Genomic DNA, 15,355 nt, shown 5'->3' with positions numbered 1-15,355 from the left:
TGTCGAATCTATTTACACTATTTTCCCTCTAAATCGAGAGGTTCCAACATTATGAAAGTTCTAATCATTGGACCCTCTTGGGTTGGGGATATGGTCATGTCCCAAAGTCTGTACCGTACTCTAAAGAAAAAAAATCCGAACTGTCATATTACGGTTTTAGCCCCTGATTGGTGTCGAGCTATTTTATCTCGTATGGCTGAAGTAGATGCGATCCTTGCCATGCCTATCGGGCATGGCAAGCTAGAGTTAAAACACCGTTGGCAAATCGCACGATCACTTAAGGCACAAAAGTTCGATCAGGCCATCGTGCTCCCAGGCTCACTCAAATCAGCACTCATTCCATGGTTGGCGAGAATACCAATACGTACCGGATGGTTAGGTGAAATGCGCTTTGGATTACTCAATGATTATCGAAAGCTTAATAAACCCGCGTTTCCGATGATGGTTGAACGCTACGTGGCACTAGCGTTCGATAAAAATGAGATCACTAACGCTAAAGAGCTACCTGAACCTATACTCTGGCCTTCTCTTAGCACTGATAGTGAACGACAGGAAAAACTGCGCATACATTTCGGATTACATGCAGAACGTCCAACGTTAGTCATTTGCCCAGGGGCAGAGTTTGGTCCAGCAAAACGTTGGCCGGAGTACCATTATGCAACTCTGTGTGAAAAAATCATTCTCCAAGGCTGGCAAGTGGTTATTTTTGGTTCACAGAAAGATCAACTTATTGGTGAACAAATCATTCAGGCCTTACCTACTGAACTCAACTCCTTTTGCTTAAATTTGGCGGGTCAAACCAAGCTCGAAGAAGCGGTCGATCTCATGGCCTCTTGCGATGCAGTAGTGAGTAATGACTCAGGCCTCATGCATGTTGCTGCTGCGTTGAATTTGCCATTAGTTGCACTATATGGCCCTTCCTCGCCGGACTTTACCCCGCCACTATCCAACAAGGCTCACATTATTCGACTAATCAGCGGTTATCACAAAGTTCGCAGAGGTGATGGCGAACAGGGCTACCATCAGAGTTTGATCGATATTCAGCCTCAACAGGTGTTTGATGCACTACAGAATCAACTAATACCTCAACAAGGAAACGAATAATGCGGGTTTTGTTGGTGAAAACCTCATCGATGGGTGATGTCATCCACACCTTACCGGCACTGACTGATGCCTCCAAAATGATCGACGACCTTCGTTTTGATTGGGTGGTGGAAGAAAACTTTGCGCAAATCCCAAGTTGGCATACGTGCGTTGAACACGTCATTCCGGTGGCACTTCGTCGGTGGCGTAAAACCCCCTTTCAAGCCAACACTCGCAAACAGTGGCAACACTTTCGCGAACAGGTCACACAAACGCATTACGATATGATTATCGATGCGCAAGGCCTACTGAAAAGTGCTTGGTTGACTCGACTTCCTCAAGCTCCCGTACACGGATACGATTGGTCATCTGTTCGTGAGCCTTTGGCATCACTGTTCTACCAACATAAGCACCATGTATCCAAAACTCAACATGCCGTAGAGCGCATCCGCTCTTTAATGTCCATGAGCTTAGGTTATAGTCTACCCAACACAACGGGTGACTATGCTATTGCCCATCACTTCAGACAAAATCCGAATAGTCATAATATCGCTCCCTATTGTGTTTTTTTGCATGCCACAACTCGAGCAGAAAAACATTGGCCAGAAAACCACTGGCGCACATTGATTGCGGCAATGAAACCCTTAGGTATAAGGGTTCGCTTGCCATGGGGAGCCCCCCATGAACAAGCACGCGCCCAAAGGCTAGCGTCAGGGTTTGATCATGTCGACGTCCTTCCCAGACTCACCTTGTCAGAAATTGCAGCTCAACTCGCAGATGCCACTGCGATTGTCTCTGTCGATACGGGACTGAGTCATCTCGCGGCCGCATTGGATAGACCAAATATAACGCTGTATGGGCCGACAGACCCTGGATTGATTGGTGGGTACGGTCAACAACAGCACCCACTTAGCGCCTCACTTTTAGGCTCTAACAACATTCAGACTCTGACTCCTAGCCATGTTCTAAACGTATTAGAACCAATACTTTCAGCGGAACTTTCCTTATGACCCAGGCTTGGCTTGAAACCTATTTACCACATCCGATTGACTGGCTAAAAACACATCGTGTACTGGTGATCAAACTACGCCACCACGGTGATGTACTGCTCAGTTCACCTGTTTTTCAAGTGCTGAAAAATCACCACCCACACCTTGAGATAGATGCACTGGTCTACCAAGATACCGCGCCGATGCTTGAGCAGCACCCAGCAATCAGTCAATTGCACGTAATAGATAAAAAATGGAAATCACAAGGGTTTCTTTCTACTGTTCGCCACGAATTGTCATTGATACAACAGCTTCGCCAACGAAATTATGATGTTGTCATCCACTTAACAGAATCGAGACGTGGTCTTTGGCTCAAATGGCTATGCAATGCATCTTATGGTATTGCCGGAAACTACTCAAATCGACAGGACAGACTTTGGAAACGAGCTTTCCCACTCCGCTATCCTTTGCCTCGCCAAGGTAACCGCCGTCACACGGTCGAAGTGCACCTCGACAGCCTGCGTAAATCAGGCATTGTTGTTAAACCAACAGAAAAAAAACTCGTTTTAAACCTAACCAATGCCGATTTTCAAAAACTTAAACATCAGGCGCCTACGTTACCTTCCGAGCCGTTTATCGTGCTACACCCAACCTCACGCTGGCTATTCAAAACTTGGCCTTTGGATCATTATCGCCTATTGATTGAACGTTTGTTAGAAGCCGGTCATAACATCGTGATTTCCGCGGCTCCAGATCCTGTGGAATTAGATTTAGTGAATCATATGTTGGATGGTTTAACACACCCTCGTTTGATTCGCTTAGATGGCCAGTTATCACTACGTACACTCGCCGCACTCATCAGTCGTGCAACTCTTATGGTTGGGGTCGATTCAGTACCAATGCATATTGCGGCTGCCGTGAATACCCCGTTGGTAGCGCTCTTTGGCCCGAGTGGCGACAACGAGTGGGGTCCATGGAGCCAACAAGCCCATGTGTTAACCAGCCAACATACTTGTCGTCCTTGCGGCTTTGATGGATGTGGGTCAGGAAAGGTGAGCGAGTGTCTCGTGAGCATTACTGTAGATACGGTGTATCAAGCAATTGAAAGGCAGCTCAATAAACATGACTAAACTGGCAATCGTACGACAAAAATACCGCCCTGATGGTGGTGCAGAGAAATTTGTCGCATCTGCACTCACCGCCCTGAGAGAAACGGAGTCGATAGATTTAACCGTCATTACTCGCCAGTGGCAGGGGGAGCTAGATCCTCATTATCATGTTTTACGCTGCGATCCTTTTAAGTGGGGAAGAGTCAGTCGTGAGCGAGGCTTTGCTAAACAAGCACAAGCACTGTTTGCTGATTTTGACCTAGTGCAGAGTCATGAACGCATACCTGGTTGTGATATTTTCCGAGCAGGAGATGGGGTTCATCGCTGCTGGCTAGAGCATAAATCTCGTATTCAGACACCCGCTCAGGCGAAGGCGATGCAACGTAGTCGCTTTCATCGCTATATCATAAATGCAGAACAAGCAATGTTTGATCATCCCAATCTTAAGGCTGTGATCTGTAATTCCAATTTGGTTAAAAGGGAAATTTGCCAACACTTTTCCCTCAACCCAGAGCGTATTCACGTAATCTATAATGCGGTTGATAATAAACAGTTTCATCCAGACTTACGTCGCTATCGTTTGCCAATTCGTCAGCAATTGGCGATCCCTGACAGTGCGCCCGTCATGCTGTATGTCGGATCCGGTTTTGAGCGTAAGGGGGTCGCCGCGGCAATAGAAGCCATCGCCCAAACCCATGCCCATCTACTCATTATTGGCCAAGATAAACAGGAAAAACGCTATAGAACACAGGCGAAAAATTTGGGATGCCAGGAACGCATTCATTTTCTTGGATTACAAAAACAGCCAGCGGCGTATTATGGGGCAGCCGATGGCTTTTTATTTCCAACCTTGTATGATCCATTTCCAAATGTCGTGCTTGAAGCCATGGCGGCTGGACTAGGTGTGATTACCAGTACCACCTGTGGCGCAAGCGATATTATTCGACATGGTGAGAATGGCTTTGTGACTGATGCCCTTGATATTGAAGCCATAGCTCAAGCGATTCGCAGCTTGTCCGACTCGCAAAGGTCTCTAGAGATCGGGCAGCAAGCAAGGATAACGGTCGAACCATTTACCGCTTCACGCTTAGCGGAACAACTAAACACTCTGTATCAACATTTATTACAGCAATACCGATCATGAAAAAATTACACATACTGCATACTGAGTCCTCCTGCGGTTGGGGTGGTCAAGAAATCCGAATTCTAACCGAATCAGAAGGCATGATGGCTAAAGGCCACCAAGTAACAATTGCCTGCCCAGCTGAGTCGAATATCTATAGAGCGGCTCAACAACGAGGCATCCCAGTATTCTCTTTGCCTATTCAACGCAAAAACTTGAAAGGGCTGCGAGCAATATCAAGCTTTCTTTCAAAACACAAATTTGATGTCATCAATACTCACAGTTCAACCGATAGTTGGTTGGTGTCATTGACGCTAATGTGGCGACGCCATCGTCCCGGAATCGTACGCACTCGTCACTTATCCACAACCGTCCATAATAATCTCGCCTCACGCTGGCTCTACCTGAAAGGCAATGATTTTTTAGTGACTACTGGAGAAAAATTACGCCAAACTTTACACCGTGACAATGGAATCCCTTTGGGAAAAATGCGCTCTGTCCCGACTGGGATTGATGCCCATCGTTTTACTCCTTGCGATGACAAAGTGGCCGCCAAAACACGAATTAATTTGCCTGCCGATAAAACCATTGTCGGAATTCTAGCTACAATTCGAACGTGGAAGGGACATGAATATCTTCTTCATGCTCTCGATGAACTAAAACGACATGACTACCATTTATTAATTGTGGGAGATGGCCCAAACCGAGCGAATGTAGAAAGCTGCATTGATAACCTACAGCTACGCTCGCAGGTTACCTTGGTAGGGAATCAAGATGATGTTGTTCCTTACCTCCAAGCTATGGATCTATTTTGTTTACCCTCTTATGGTAATGAAGGCGTTCCTCAAGGGATTATGCAAGCAATGCTATGCCGCTTACCTATCATATCGACCGATGTAGGTAGTATTCTGGAGGTTTTACATCCCCACAAAAATGGATTTTGTGTACCAACCAAAAATAGCAAAGAACTTGCTGAGGCACTTAAGTGTCTTTTAGAAGGCTCGGTATTGAGAGAGCAATTTGCAGAATATAGTTACCACCACGCACTCGCTCATTGCACACTGGATAAAATGGTCGATGAAATGGAAGAGATTTTTATACAGGTGGCGCGTTAAATGAGAAATTCTCGACTTGGGTTTCGTCTGTTACTACTTGTGGCTCTGCTATACCAGATCCCTAAACGCTGGCTTTTCAGATTCAAAAATGAACAGCCCGTTCGACGAATATTAATTATCCACCAGTTATTGCTCGGCGACGCCCTAATGACAACAGGGCTGCTAGCCGCATTACGCCAACGTTACCCAAAAGCCGAAATAACTCTTGCAGGACCGCCGTTTCTCGCTAACTTATATGAGACCCAACCTTATGGCGTGAAGTATCATCCCTTTACACCTAAGCAATGGACTCATTTATTTACACTGTGGAACAAAGGCCCCTTTGACCAAGCATATATCTTGCTCGATAACCGCTACAGTTGGACTGCTCTGGCCGTGGGATGTACGAAAATTATTGGCTATGCTGGACATTCTTGGCTTAAAGACTGGCCACTCAATGATATTCGTACACTACCTCAACAGGTAACCTCGATCACTGAACTACTTATCAAACTATCTGGGGATCAGACGCCTCCTCCTTATTCACCACAAGAGTGGCTAGTACCGAAGAGTCCACTTCCAGAGACGGTCGCCACTCCGTATGTGCTATTGCATGTAGGCGCTAGCACTTCATTAAAACACTGGCCTGATGCTTATTGGCAACAATTAGCCGCTGATTTAAGCAAACTAGGCTATCAACCTCTATGGACTGGAGGTCCAAACGAAGAGCCTCTTATCGAACGCATCGACCCTAAAAAAGAATACACCAGTTTGGTTGGCCAACTCTCTATTCCACAAATGTGGACACTGATTGAAGAGGCAACACTCCTAGTTTGCCTAGATACTGGGATTAGCCATATTGCTAAACACACCTTTACACCAACAGTCTCACTGTTTGGGCCTGGCTCTCCAGCTCTTGCTGGTGTATCTCCTTATTTTTCCGCTGCTCCATTTATCGCTATCGATGCAAATCCACATTGTCGCGATCAAGCCCTCTTTTTTAAGCGATCGTTGCCATGGGTTCGCCAGTGCAAACGCAGCATTCAGCAATGTCCAACACCCGGTGCATGCATGCAATCAATCTCTTACGAAACCGTGTGGCAATCCTGTCTACACTACTTAAAAAGAAACCTTGGCTGAGACTATTCGTCTTGCGTTAGCTCTAACTGCCGCAATTGCCAAAGCATTCCGAGTAATAACCAAAACAAGATTAAGTTATTTCGGATAAAAAAGTCATCAGTCATACTTTTGCAGAAGAAAAGAGCCATCAAACTCAAACCACTCAATTGTATGACCGTTGCGGGACGATGCAGAAAAGGCCGAGCAGCACTCGCATAAAGCAAAAGGAAAAGAACTAAACCTATCACCCCAAGCTGTAATTGCTTATTAAGCAATACATTGTGGGCATGCATTCCCGTATTCGCATCAAATTGCTTAGGAAAATCACCTAGAAAGGTAGCATTAAGGTTCATATAACCCGCGCCATAGCCAAATAGAATATGTCCTTCTGTTTTACTAAAATAGTATTTCCACATCCAAATGCGCGGATCATTCTTACTGACTTCCATCACCACTTGGGTTGGTTCGATAGATTCATCCACATAACGGAATTTAATCATAAAGGCTTGATATACACCATAAAATAACACTGGCACCATCAGCAGTGCTAATCCCCAGCGCATTTTTCGAGGTAAAAAGAAACACAAATAAACAGCCATTAACAACGCTAATAGAACAAAGCACAATATTCCCATCCGATTCTGCGTTAACAGAGTCGCATAAAGCATTGTGAGCTGATAACAGACCAATAATATGCCACACCACCGACGAGATAATGGTAAGTTCCATATCAGCAATCCGACCGCTGAAAACAACACTAAAATGGTTGAACCATCCCCGACATCTGGGAAATATTCTCTACTTAATCGTTGTAGCCCAAGAAAACCAAAACCTTGATGGGAATAAGCGATGACCACGAAAGCAAAACAAGTTCCCGCAACTAGAATCCAACTAATGAACCAAGTCTGAACCCGTGCTGACTGAACTTTCAATCCAAGAAAACCCACCAAAAAAGCGACTAGAGGATACAAAATCTCCTTACGCAAACCATGCCAAACTAAATCAGGGTTCTTTGTCCACAAGGAGGATGCGGCATACCATAATGCAAACGCTCCCCACCCCAACAACACTGAACGCAGTGTTTCCAAATTGCGGACATAGCATATGCTTAATATTAGTCCGAGTACGAGAAACCCCAGAACAACACCATTAACATGAGCATAAGGTAATAGAAAAACCAACCCGACTAGCGGCAGCAAAAATGCAAGCTGGAAAAAATAAGAACGATTAATCATGTGATAACTTTAAATACGACTTAAAAGCCTGTTGAGAAGATATGGATTCGGAAACGGCATTATGCGGTTTGAGGATTTCGTAACATTGGCACCACGGATGCCAATGTTCTATTGATGTCTCACCGAAAAAAACCAACAACTTTTTATCCAATGCTGCAGCCAAATGCATCGGGCCACCATCACTACAAATAACGCTTTCACATAATGATAACCCAGCTTTAAGAACCTCAACATTTTCAGTAGGCAATGGATAGACGGGCAGATTAGCACACAATTCCATCAGTTGCGTTGCACGACTTTCATCTCCAACATCTCGGATATCATCAGCTTTAGCGGGAGCCCAAAACAGAAGAAACTGCATCTGTGGATTGTGCTGGCTAATCAGATGAATCAGTTCAGCGTATTTTTCAACACTCCACCGACTTTTAGGACGCCGTACACTAATATGAATCCCAACGATAGCCTTATCTGGCGACAAATTAGGTAAGCGTGTTCGTACGGTTTCTAGACTCGAATCTTGTATAAAGATTCGGTTGGGTGGAATTACGGGGAGAGGCTCACTGAATACACGCAAATAGCTATGTACCTGCTCCACTTGATGCGCCCCGAAGAAATCGTCTGGATTGAACGGATGTGTAATCGCGTTTTCCCCTTCAATCGCCGCACCAATAATCCGCTGAGCGCCAACCGTTTTCGCCACTTTCAGACTATGGTAGCAAGGACGAGGATTCGCCAGAATCACCGTATCAAATCGCTGCTTTTTAATTTCAATCAGCGTGCATAATCTCTGCCAATACAATCCAAATAAAGATTGTCCCGGCTGACGATGCTTACTTTTCGTATAGGTAAAAACCCGATCGATATAAGGATTACCGGTTAATACTGGTGCATTCATAGTATTAACATAGGCACAAATGGTCGCATGAGGGAACAAGTGTCGCAATGACTCAAATAATGGTGTCGTGCATACTAAATCCCCAATGTTATCACGACGGATAACCAAGATATTTTTTACCATCTTCTAACGCTACCTGATAAAAATGTGTAAGATCGACTCAGTTTAAAATTGATAATAATACTGATGACGGCGCATGAATCGTTTTCTTTACACCTTTTTGCTCTACTGTTTCCAGCCACTGGTCTTACTCCGACTTGGGATTCGCTCAATACGCTCCCCCCAGTATAGAAATCGCATCAAGGAACGGTACGGACTAGCTTCACTACCACTGCGTGGTGGAATTTGGATTCACTCAGTATCCGTCGGAGAAACTATTGCTGCCATACCATTGGTCAAAGCACTACAGCAAGATTATCCACACCTTCCAATTACCATAACTACAATGACCCCAACGGGTTCGGAACAAGTTAAGCGTCATTTTGCCGACAGTGTACAGCATTGCTACTTACCTTACGATCTTCCATGTGCAATGAGCCGCCTAATCAATCGCATGGAGCCCAAACTTGCCATTATTATGGAAACTGAGTTATGGCCGAACATGATACATCAGCTTCATCGAAAAAGGATCCCAATATTGCTGGCTAACGCTCGCTTGTCAGAACGATCTCAACGAGGCTATCAGAAAGTTGCAAGATTAACTCGCTCACTACTAAGCGAGTTATCCGCTGTTGCCGCTCAAAATGACACCGATGGTCAACGCTTCATCCAACTCGGATTAGAGGCTAACAAGTTGCATGTCACTGGTAGCATTAAATTTGATATTCAAGCTTCAGATAGCGCAATTCAGCAAGGTCAAGCACTCAAAAGTCTATGGAAAAGTGATCGTCCAGTATGGGTTGCAGCAAGCACACATCAAGGGGAAGATGAACTACTGCTCAAAGCCCACCAACACTTTCTCACCCATGCACCTGATGCTCTATTAATTCTAGTGCCTCGCCATCCTGAGCGCTTTGATCGAGTGGCAGTATTGGTTGAGCAAACGGGTCTATCTATGCAGCGCAAAACACAATTAGGCAAATTCAATAACGCAACACAGGTTCTACTTGGTGACACAATGGGAGAATTGATGAGCCTATTTTCAGCGGCTGATTTTGCGTTCATAGGTGGTAGCCTCGTCGAACATGGCGGCCATAATCCTCTTGAAGCAGCAGCGTTTGGATTGCCGATTATGATGGGACCCTCTCATTTTAACTTCTCCACTATTGCTGAAAAATTAACTGATGGTGGAGCCATGATAACCGTTAACTCCCCAGAGGAACTTGCTCAACAGTTGATTGAGTGGCAAAAAGATCGCTCAAGTGCTCAAACTATGGGAAAAAATGCGTTACAAGTTTTGCAACACAATCAAGGGGCTCTTACTCGACATGTCGCACTCATTAAACAGTTACTGGGAGATCATTCATTATGAATACCCTCTCTGTCGTATTAATTACGCATAACGCCGCGAAAACGCTAGCAGCAACACTCGAATCCGTACGCTGGGCCGATGAAATTATTGTGCTCGACAGTGGTAGTAATGATGACACACTCGCGATCGCTCAAACTTTTGGTGCTCAGTGTTATCAACAAACGGACTGGCAAGGTTTTGGCCGTCAGCGACAAATAGCTCAATCATATGCCTCTTCTGATTACGTTTTAATGCTAGATAGCGATGAGCAAGTAACTTCAGAACTTTATCGTAGTATTCAAGGCATCTTGCAACAACCTGTGCAACGAAACATTGCCTATGCGTGCGCTCGACGTAACCGTTTTATCGGACGTTATATGAAACATTGTGGTTGGTATCCTGACCATGTAATTCGTCTCTATTTACGTGAAGAGCGGCAATACAATAATGATAGAGTACACGAATCATTGAACATGGATCAGGCACATCTGCATTATCTTGATGGCGACCTACTACACGAAACTGCACCTAATTTCATTGAATTTCAGCAAAAACAACTACGTTATGCAGAACAATGGGCCCTACAGCGCCAACAACAAGGTAAGCAAGGCTCACTATGGCAGGCATTCTCACACAGCCTATCCGCTTTTCTTAAAACCTACTTAATTCGAAAAGGTTTTTTAGATGGCAAACACGGTATTGTCTTATCGCTGATTGTCACTCAATACACCTTTAACAAATATGTGGCTCTATGGGCATTGACTCAAAAAAAAGGATGAAACATTGATGAATAGAGTGATTTATCCCGGAACGTTTGATCCAGTAACGAACGGACATCTAGATATTATTGAACGTTCAAGTCGACTATTCGATGAAACAATTATCGCGGTAGCGGCCAGCCCTAGTAAAAAAACCATGTTTACTTTGGATGAACGAGTGGCAATTCTGCGTGACGCGGTTGCTCATTTACCACATGTCACTGTTGAAGGATTCTCTGGGCTTCTAGTTGATTTTGCTGTGCAGAAACAAGCAAATCTATTAGTTCGAGGACTAAGAACAACAATGGATTTCGAATATGAATTCGGTCTAACCAGTATGTATCGCAAACTCATGCCTAAACTGGAAAGCATTTTTCTGACTCCCAGTGAAGAATACGCCTTTCTTTCCTCAACCATTGTACGAGAAGTGGCTTTACATGGAGGCGATATTTCACGATTTGTTCCGCCATCCGTTGCTCAGAAAATGGCAGAAAAGATACAACCATAATCCTATGGGCGAGTCACACCCGCCCATAGACTATAACCAATGACTAGCACTGATAATACTGACGATACCAGTCAACAAACTCTTGTACCCCCTGCAATACACCAACCTTAGGTCTATAGCCGGTTGCTGTAAACAGATCTTCCGTGTCAGCATAAGTCGTATACACATCACCGGGTTGCATTGGCAACATGTTCTTCTTCGCTTCAATACCTAATGCAATTTCTAACGCCTTGATATAATCCATTAACTGAACAGGGCTACCGTGACCAATATTATATACGCGGTAAGGCGCTGAACTGGTGGCTGGAGAACCTGATTCGACCGTCCAATCAGCATTCGCTTGTGGCACCACATCTTTAATACGAATAATGCCTTCCACAATGTCATCGATATAGGTGAAATCACGCATCATATCGCCATTGTTATATACATCGATCGATTCACCACTGATAATAGCTTTCGTGAACTTAAACAATGCCATATCAGGTCTCCCCCACGGTCCATAGACAGTAAAGAAGCGTAATCCGGTCGTTGGTACACCATACAAGTGAGAATAAGTATGAGCCATTAACTCATTAGATTTTTTGGTTGCAGCATAGAGAGAGATAGGATGGTCAACACTATCTGATGTGTTGAATGGCGTTTTACGATTCAGACCATACACAGAACTAGATGATGCATATACCAGGTGCTTGATTTTATGATGGCGGCAACCTTCTAAGATCGTCAAATGACCAACCAAATTGCTATCGGCATAAGACATTGGATTATCTATTGAATAACGCACCCCTGCTTGAGCTGCCAAATGAATAACTTTATCAAACTGCTCTCGAACAAATAAATCCGCTACCGCTTCACGATCAGCAATATCCATTTCAATAAAGGAAAAATGCTCATGTGCTGCACGTTTTAATCGAGCCTCTTTTAAGGCAATATCGTAGTAATCATTCAGGTTATCAATACCCACTACGTCATGGCCTTCCGCACATAAACGTTCAATGACTGCTGAGCCAATAAAACCAGCGGCTCCAGTTACTAAATATTTCATCGCAATTCTCTTTTCAGAACGAAATCTACGTGGTTTATATCACAGTTCTTCGACATATGCCTGCGGTTAAAACTGACATTTCACACAAAAAAATGAGTTGCGCTGAGCAATTTTCTGCTCACAAAGCGGCTCACCACAATTCGGGCAAGGCTGTTTGGCTTTGCCATACACTTGCAGCTCTTGCGCGAAATAGCCCGGCTTACCATCGCTTTGGGTAAAATCTTTCAACGTAGTGCCACCTTGCTTAATCGCCACTTGCAGCACTTGTTTGATGTTCGCCACTAAGGTTTGCCACTCCTCTAAACTCAGCGAATGAGCGGGGCGCAGTGGATGGAGGCGTGATGTAAACAGCGATTCATTGGCGTAGATATTACCCACACCCACGACTGCGGCGTTGTCCATGATAAAAGCTTTGACTGCGATGCGTTTGTTGCGCGCTTTGTCCATCATATATTCAGCGTTAAAGGCTTCGGTCAGCGGCTCAGGCCCCAAACGCCCGAGCACTTCGTGGCTTTCATCTGGCGCACACCATAACCAAGCCCCGAAGCGGCGCGGATCGTTATAGCGCAGCCGTTTGCCACTGGTCATCACCAGATCCACATGATCGTGTTTCGCAGCAGGAAAATCGCCATCCAAAATACGCAGTGAACCGGACATACCTAAATGCACAATCGCACTGCCGACGGCGGTTTCAATAATCAGATACTTGGCTCGACGATGAATCGCGAGAATAGTTTGCCCTTCAAGCTGTTTCAGCTCTTGAGGGATCGGCCAGCGCAACTTGGGCGTACGTAACACTAAGGATTGAATGGTGCCGCCGACCAAATGTGGCGAGATCCCTAAACGACTGACTTCAACTTCAGGTAATTCCGGCATGACAACCTCTTACAATGGCGCAGGAAATAGATAACTCGTCTCAACAGAGACCGCAATCCAACGATCTTGCCAATTTTTTAGCAACCAAAATTGGGGAGTCTGATAGAAGGTGATCCTTTGTGGCTCTTCGCGATCGGCATACCACACTTCTATCGTTTGTGCGGTTGGTAATGCCGGTTGCAATGAACGATACGTCGCATCATCCACTTCCGTTCCCGTTATGGATTGCCAACGCTGCACTAATTCTTGTCCTTCGACACTCAGCTCTGGGGTCGATAGCCACTCTTCACGGCTTTTTTCTAATGAAAATTCGGGGAAATGCAGTGCCTGCAAAGTCGCATCAACTCGAAGTAACGAAGGAAACTGGCTTGAAGAGTCCGGTAAGAGATAGGTTTTTATGATCGTCGGTAAATTGATCACGGCAATAAAACCAATAACAGCCAAAATCAGAATATTGTTCCAACGGCGGCGTCGAGGGGGGGAAACGCGCATAATCACTCCTTGCGATAAGCAAACGTTCAAAGAGTAGCAAAGTGATGAAAGAGATCCTAGCCATCACCAAGTTCCTTAAATGGCAGACTTTCAGCTACTGAGGTTAACCCATAAATCACAGACAGAAAAAAACCCAACCAAAGGCTGGGTTTTTTCACACACTGTAAGAGCTCGAATCAATTACTTGATTTTTGCTTCTTTGTACATAACGTGTTGACGAATTACAGGATCATATTTCTTGATCTCGAATTTGCCAGGCATGTTACGCTTGTTTTTGTCAGTGGTGTAAAAGTGACCTGTATCTGCAGATGATACTAGGCGGATTTTTTCGCGAATGCCTTTAGCCATTGCTCAATTCCTCTTAAACGTTTTCGCCACGTGCACGGATCTCTACAAGAACAGCATCGATGCCTTTCTTGTCGATGATACGCATACCTTTAGCAGTTAGACGTAGTTTAACAAAACGTTTTTCGCTCTCTACCCAGAAACGATGAGTTTGTAGGTTCGGCAGAAAACGACGCTTAGTAGCATTTTTTGCGTGTGAGCGGTTGTTACCAACGGCAGGACGCTTACCAGTTACTTGGCATACTCGTGACATGAATGTCTTCTCCAAATCGTTTCAGCTCGATATCAACCTTGGTGGCCGAACCTCTCTCTCTTTCCAAAATAAGAAGTTGAGGTTAAAAACCGTTATGGAATACCCATACAAGGCTATCAAAGGTCGCGCATTATACTAACTTGCCGCACATTGCTCAAGACCCGAACAGATCCTTTTCGCAGGATTTGCTGATCTTTTTACGGTGCGAGCTGAATCAGGGTTAAAAAATGTCGGGGCATATTAGCAGATTCTCGCTAACTCACAAGCTTAAAAATGCCGCAAACCATAAGTGTTGACTATATCCAGCCGCGTTCAGCAAAAGAGACCACTTCACCATCGCCAATCACGAAATGGTCAAGCACACGAATCTCCACTAACCCGAGCGCATCACGCAGGCGATCGGTGATCCTTCGATCGGCTTGACTGGGTTCCGCAATCCCTGACGGATGATTGTGCGCAAATATCACTGCGGCCGCATTATGATGCAGCGCTCGCTTCACGACTTCCCGTGGGTAAACGCTCGCCGCATCAATAGTGCCTTCAAATAATATTTCATCGCGGATGACGCGATGTTGGTTATCCAAAAATAAAATATAGAAGGCTTCGCGCTGCCGATCGCGCAACACGCTCGACAAATAAAGTTTGGTTTGCTGAGGACTGGTCAGTGCATCACCACGTTTTAAGGTTTCTGCGAGATAGCGCTGCGTCATTTCCAAAACGGCTTGCAGTTGAACGTATTTCGCCTCCCCCAACCCTTTGTGACGACAAAATTCTTGTTGCGATGCACAAAACAGTGCGCGCAATGAGCCAAAATCGCGCAGCAGCAGATCGGCTAAGGCGAGCACGTTCATGCCCTGCGTTCCTGTACGTAAAAAAATAGCCAGCAATTCGGCATCGCTCAATGCTTGTGAACCACGTTGCAACAACTTTTCACGCGGCATGGATTCGACGGGTAACTGTTTTAGGCTCATGACGATT

At 45.0% G+C, this 15,355-nt stretch carries 17 protein-coding genes; 9 read left to right on the top strand and 8 right to left on the bottom strand.

The window, feature by feature from the left end:
* Positions 1–51 precede the first annotated feature (51 nt).
* Genes waaF through MKA69_RS05130 form a run of 6 tightly spaced genes read left to right on the top strand, consistent with a single transcriptional unit; the run spans position 52 to position 6,538 of the window.
* On the top strand, positions 52–1,104 hold the full coding sequence (gene waaF / locus MKA69_RS05155) for a lipopolysaccharide heptosyltransferase II (protein ID WP_305847621.1): 1,053 nt from the start codon (positions 52–54) through the stop codon (positions 1,102–1,104).
* Positions 1,104–2,093, top strand: coding sequence for a lipopolysaccharide heptosyltransferase RfaC (gene rfaC / locus MKA69_RS05150; protein ID WP_305847620.1), 990 nt, complete (start codon positions 1,104–1,106; stop codon positions 2,091–2,093). The genes waaF and rfaC overlap by 1 nt, the downstream gene beginning before the upstream one ends.
* Complete coding sequence (gene rfaQ, locus MKA69_RS05145) at positions 2,090–3,202, top strand: putative lipopolysaccharide heptosyltransferase III (protein ID WP_305847619.1); 1,113 nt, start codon at positions 2,090–2,092, stop codon at positions 3,200–3,202. The genes rfaC and rfaQ overlap by 4 nt, the downstream gene beginning before the upstream one ends.
* The gene (locus tag MKA69_RS05140) at positions 3,195–4,325 is read left to right on the top strand and encodes a glycosyltransferase family 4 protein (protein WP_217970451.1); all 1,131 of its coding nucleotides are present in this window, start codon (positions 3,195–3,197) and stop codon (positions 4,323–4,325) included. Before rfaQ ends, MKA69_RS05140 begins: the two co-directional genes overlap by 8 nt.
* Positions 4,322–5,419, top strand: a complete 1,098-nt coding sequence (locus MKA69_RS05135; RefSeq protein ID WP_095469573.1) for a glycosyltransferase family 4 protein — start codon at positions 4,322–4,324, stop codon at positions 5,417–5,419. The genes MKA69_RS05140 and MKA69_RS05135 overlap by 4 nt, the downstream gene beginning before the upstream one ends.
* Positions 5,420–6,538, top strand: coding sequence for a glycosyltransferase family 9 protein (locus tag MKA69_RS05130; protein ID WP_305847618.1), 1,119 nt, complete (start codon positions 5,420–5,422; stop codon positions 6,536–6,538).
* Positions 6,539–6,540: 2 nt separating this feature from the next.
* Here the strand turns inward: MKA69_RS05130 and MKA69_RS05125 are convergent, their stop codons facing one another.
* A complete protein-coding gene (locus MKA69_RS05125) occupies positions 6,541–7,752 on the bottom strand; it encodes an O-antigen ligase (RefSeq protein ID WP_305847617.1) in 1,212 nt (403 codons plus the stop codon).
* Entirely contained in the window at positions 7,745–8,770 is a 1,026-nt protein-coding gene (locus MKA69_RS05120; RefSeq protein WP_305847616.1) for a glycosyltransferase family 9 protein, read from the bottom strand. Before MKA69_RS05120 ends, MKA69_RS05125 begins: the two co-directional genes overlap by 8 nt.
* Positions 8,771–8,843: 73 nt before the next feature.
* Here MKA69_RS05120 and waaA point away from each other — a divergent pair, with 73 nt between their 5' ends.
* Genes waaA through coaD form a run of 3 tightly spaced genes read left to right on the top strand, consistent with a single transcriptional unit; the run spans position 8,844 to position 11,363 of the window.
* Positions 8,844–10,118, top strand: a complete 1,275-nt coding sequence (gene waaA / locus MKA69_RS05115) for a lipid IV(A) 3-deoxy-D-manno-octulosonic acid transferase (RefSeq protein WP_305847615.1) — start codon at positions 8,844–8,846, stop codon at positions 10,116–10,118.
* Positions 10,115–10,876 carry a glycosyltransferase family 2 protein gene (locus MKA69_RS05110; protein WP_305847614.1) on the top strand — a complete coding sequence of 254 codons (762 nt, stop codon included), beginning with the start codon at positions 10,115–10,117 and terminating at the stop codon, positions 10,874–10,876. The genes waaA and MKA69_RS05110 overlap by 4 nt, the downstream gene beginning before the upstream one ends.
* A 4-nt stretch (positions 10,877–10,880) precedes the next feature.
* Complete coding sequence (gene coaD / locus MKA69_RS05105; protein WP_305847613.1) at positions 10,881–11,363, top strand: pantetheine-phosphate adenylyltransferase; 483 nt, start codon at positions 10,881–10,883, stop codon at positions 11,361–11,363.
* 43 nt (positions 11,364–11,406) lie between these two features.
* On the opposite strand, the gene MKA69_RS05100 is transcribed toward coaD, so the two are convergent.
* The 6 genes from MKA69_RS05100 to radC form a co-directional block, all read right to left on the bottom strand.
* Entirely contained in the window at positions 11,407–12,411 is a 1,005-nt protein-coding gene (locus tag MKA69_RS05100) for an NAD-dependent epimerase (RefSeq protein WP_055030378.1), read from the bottom strand.
* Positions 12,412–12,477: 66 nt separating this feature from the next.
* Positions 12,478–13,287 carry a bifunctional DNA-formamidopyrimidine glycosylase/DNA-(apurinic or apyrimidinic site) lyase gene (gene mutM / locus MKA69_RS05095; RefSeq protein WP_095469579.1) on the bottom strand — a complete coding sequence of 270 codons (810 nt, stop codon included), beginning with the start codon at positions 13,285–13,287 and terminating at the stop codon, positions 12,478–12,480.
* 9 nt (positions 13,288–13,296) lie between these two features.
* Positions 13,297–13,779 carry a hypothetical protein gene (locus tag MKA69_RS05090; protein ID WP_001266260.1) on the bottom strand — a complete coding sequence of 161 codons (483 nt, stop codon included), beginning with the start codon at positions 13,777–13,779 and terminating at the stop codon, positions 13,297–13,299.
* Between the two features lie 180 nt (positions 13,780–13,959).
* Positions 13,960–14,127 (bottom strand): 50S ribosomal protein L33, encoded by a 168-nt coding sequence (gene rpmG, locus MKA69_RS05085; protein WP_001051799.1) that lies wholly within the window; start codon positions 14,125–14,127, stop codon positions 13,960–13,962.
* A gap of 13 nt (positions 14,128–14,140) precedes the next feature.
* Positions 14,141–14,377, bottom strand: a complete 237-nt coding sequence (gene rpmB / locus MKA69_RS05080) for a 50S ribosomal protein L28 (RefSeq protein ID WP_000091952.1) — start codon at positions 14,375–14,377, stop codon at positions 14,141–14,143.
* Positions 14,378–14,673: 296 nt separating this feature from the next.
* The gene (gene radC, locus MKA69_RS05075) at positions 14,674–15,348 is read right to left on the bottom strand and encodes a DNA repair protein RadC (RefSeq protein WP_305847612.1); all 675 of its coding nucleotides are present in this window, start codon (positions 15,346–15,348) and stop codon (positions 14,674–14,676) included.
* Positions 15,349–15,355 lie beyond the last annotated feature (7 nt).

Source organism: Vibrio sp. AH4 (genome assembly GCF_030710545.1).
GTDB lineage: Bacteria > Pseudomonadota > Gammaproteobacteria > Enterobacterales > Vibrionaceae > Vibrio > Vibrio metoecus.
This window is presented reverse-complemented; position numbering and strand designations above follow the sequence as displayed.

Excerpts from the sequence above, each read along its gene's own strand:
- waaF (WP_305847621.1), top strand. The coding sequence starts at position 52 with ATGAAAGTTCTAATCATTGGACCCTCTTGGGTTGGGGATATGGTCATG.
- rfaC (WP_305847620.1), top strand. The coding sequence starts at position 1,104 with ATGCGGGTTTTGTTGGTGAAAACCTCATCGATGGGTGATGTCATCCAC.
- rfaQ (WP_305847619.1), top strand. The coding sequence starts at position 2,090 with ATGACCCAGGCTTGGCTTGAAACCTATTTACCACATCCGATTGACTGG.
- MKA69_RS05140 (WP_217970451.1), top strand. The coding sequence starts at position 3,195 with ATGACTAAACTGGCAATCGTACGACAAAAATACCGCCCTGATGGTGGT.
- MKA69_RS05135 (WP_095469573.1), top strand. The coding sequence starts at position 4,322 with ATGAAAAAATTACACATACTGCATACTGAGTCCTCCTGCGGTTGGGGT.
- MKA69_RS05130 (WP_305847618.1), top strand. The coding sequence starts at position 5,420 with ATGAGAAATTCTCGACTTGGGTTTCGTCTGTTACTACTTGTGGCTCTG.
- MKA69_RS05125 (WP_305847617.1), bottom strand. The coding sequence starts at position 7,752 with ATGATTAATCGTTCTTATTTTTTCCAGCTTGCATTTTTGCTGCCGCTA.
- MKA69_RS05120 (WP_305847616.1), bottom strand. The coding sequence starts at position 8,770 with ATGGTAAAAAATATCTTGGTTATCCGTCGTGATAACATTGGGGATTTA.
- waaA (WP_305847615.1), top strand. The coding sequence starts at position 8,844 with ATGAATCGTTTTCTTTACACCTTTTTGCTCTACTGTTTCCAGCCACTG.
- MKA69_RS05110 (WP_305847614.1), top strand. The coding sequence starts at position 10,115 with ATGAATACCCTCTCTGTCGTATTAATTACGCATAACGCCGCGAAAACG.
- MKA69_RS05100 (WP_055030378.1), bottom strand. The coding sequence starts at position 12,411 with ATGAAATATTTAGTAACTGGAGCCGCTGGTTTTATTGGCTCAGCAGTC.
- mutM (WP_095469579.1), bottom strand. The coding sequence starts at position 13,287 with ATGCCGGAATTACCTGAAGTTGAAGTCAGTCGTTTAGGGATCTCGCCA.
- MKA69_RS05090 (WP_001266260.1), bottom strand. The coding sequence starts at position 13,779 with ATGCGCGTTTCCCCCCCTCGACGCCGCCGTTGGAACAATATTCTGATT.
- rpmG (WP_001051799.1), bottom strand. The coding sequence starts at position 14,127 with ATGGCTAAAGGCATTCGCGAAAAAATCCGCCTAGTATCATCTGCAGAT.
- rpmB (WP_000091952.1), bottom strand. The coding sequence starts at position 14,377 with ATGTCACGAGTATGCCAAGTAACTGGTAAGCGTCCTGCCGTTGGTAAC.
- radC (WP_305847612.1), bottom strand. The coding sequence starts at position 15,348 with ATGAGCCTAAAACAGTTACCCGTCGAATCCATGCCGCGTGAAAAGTTG.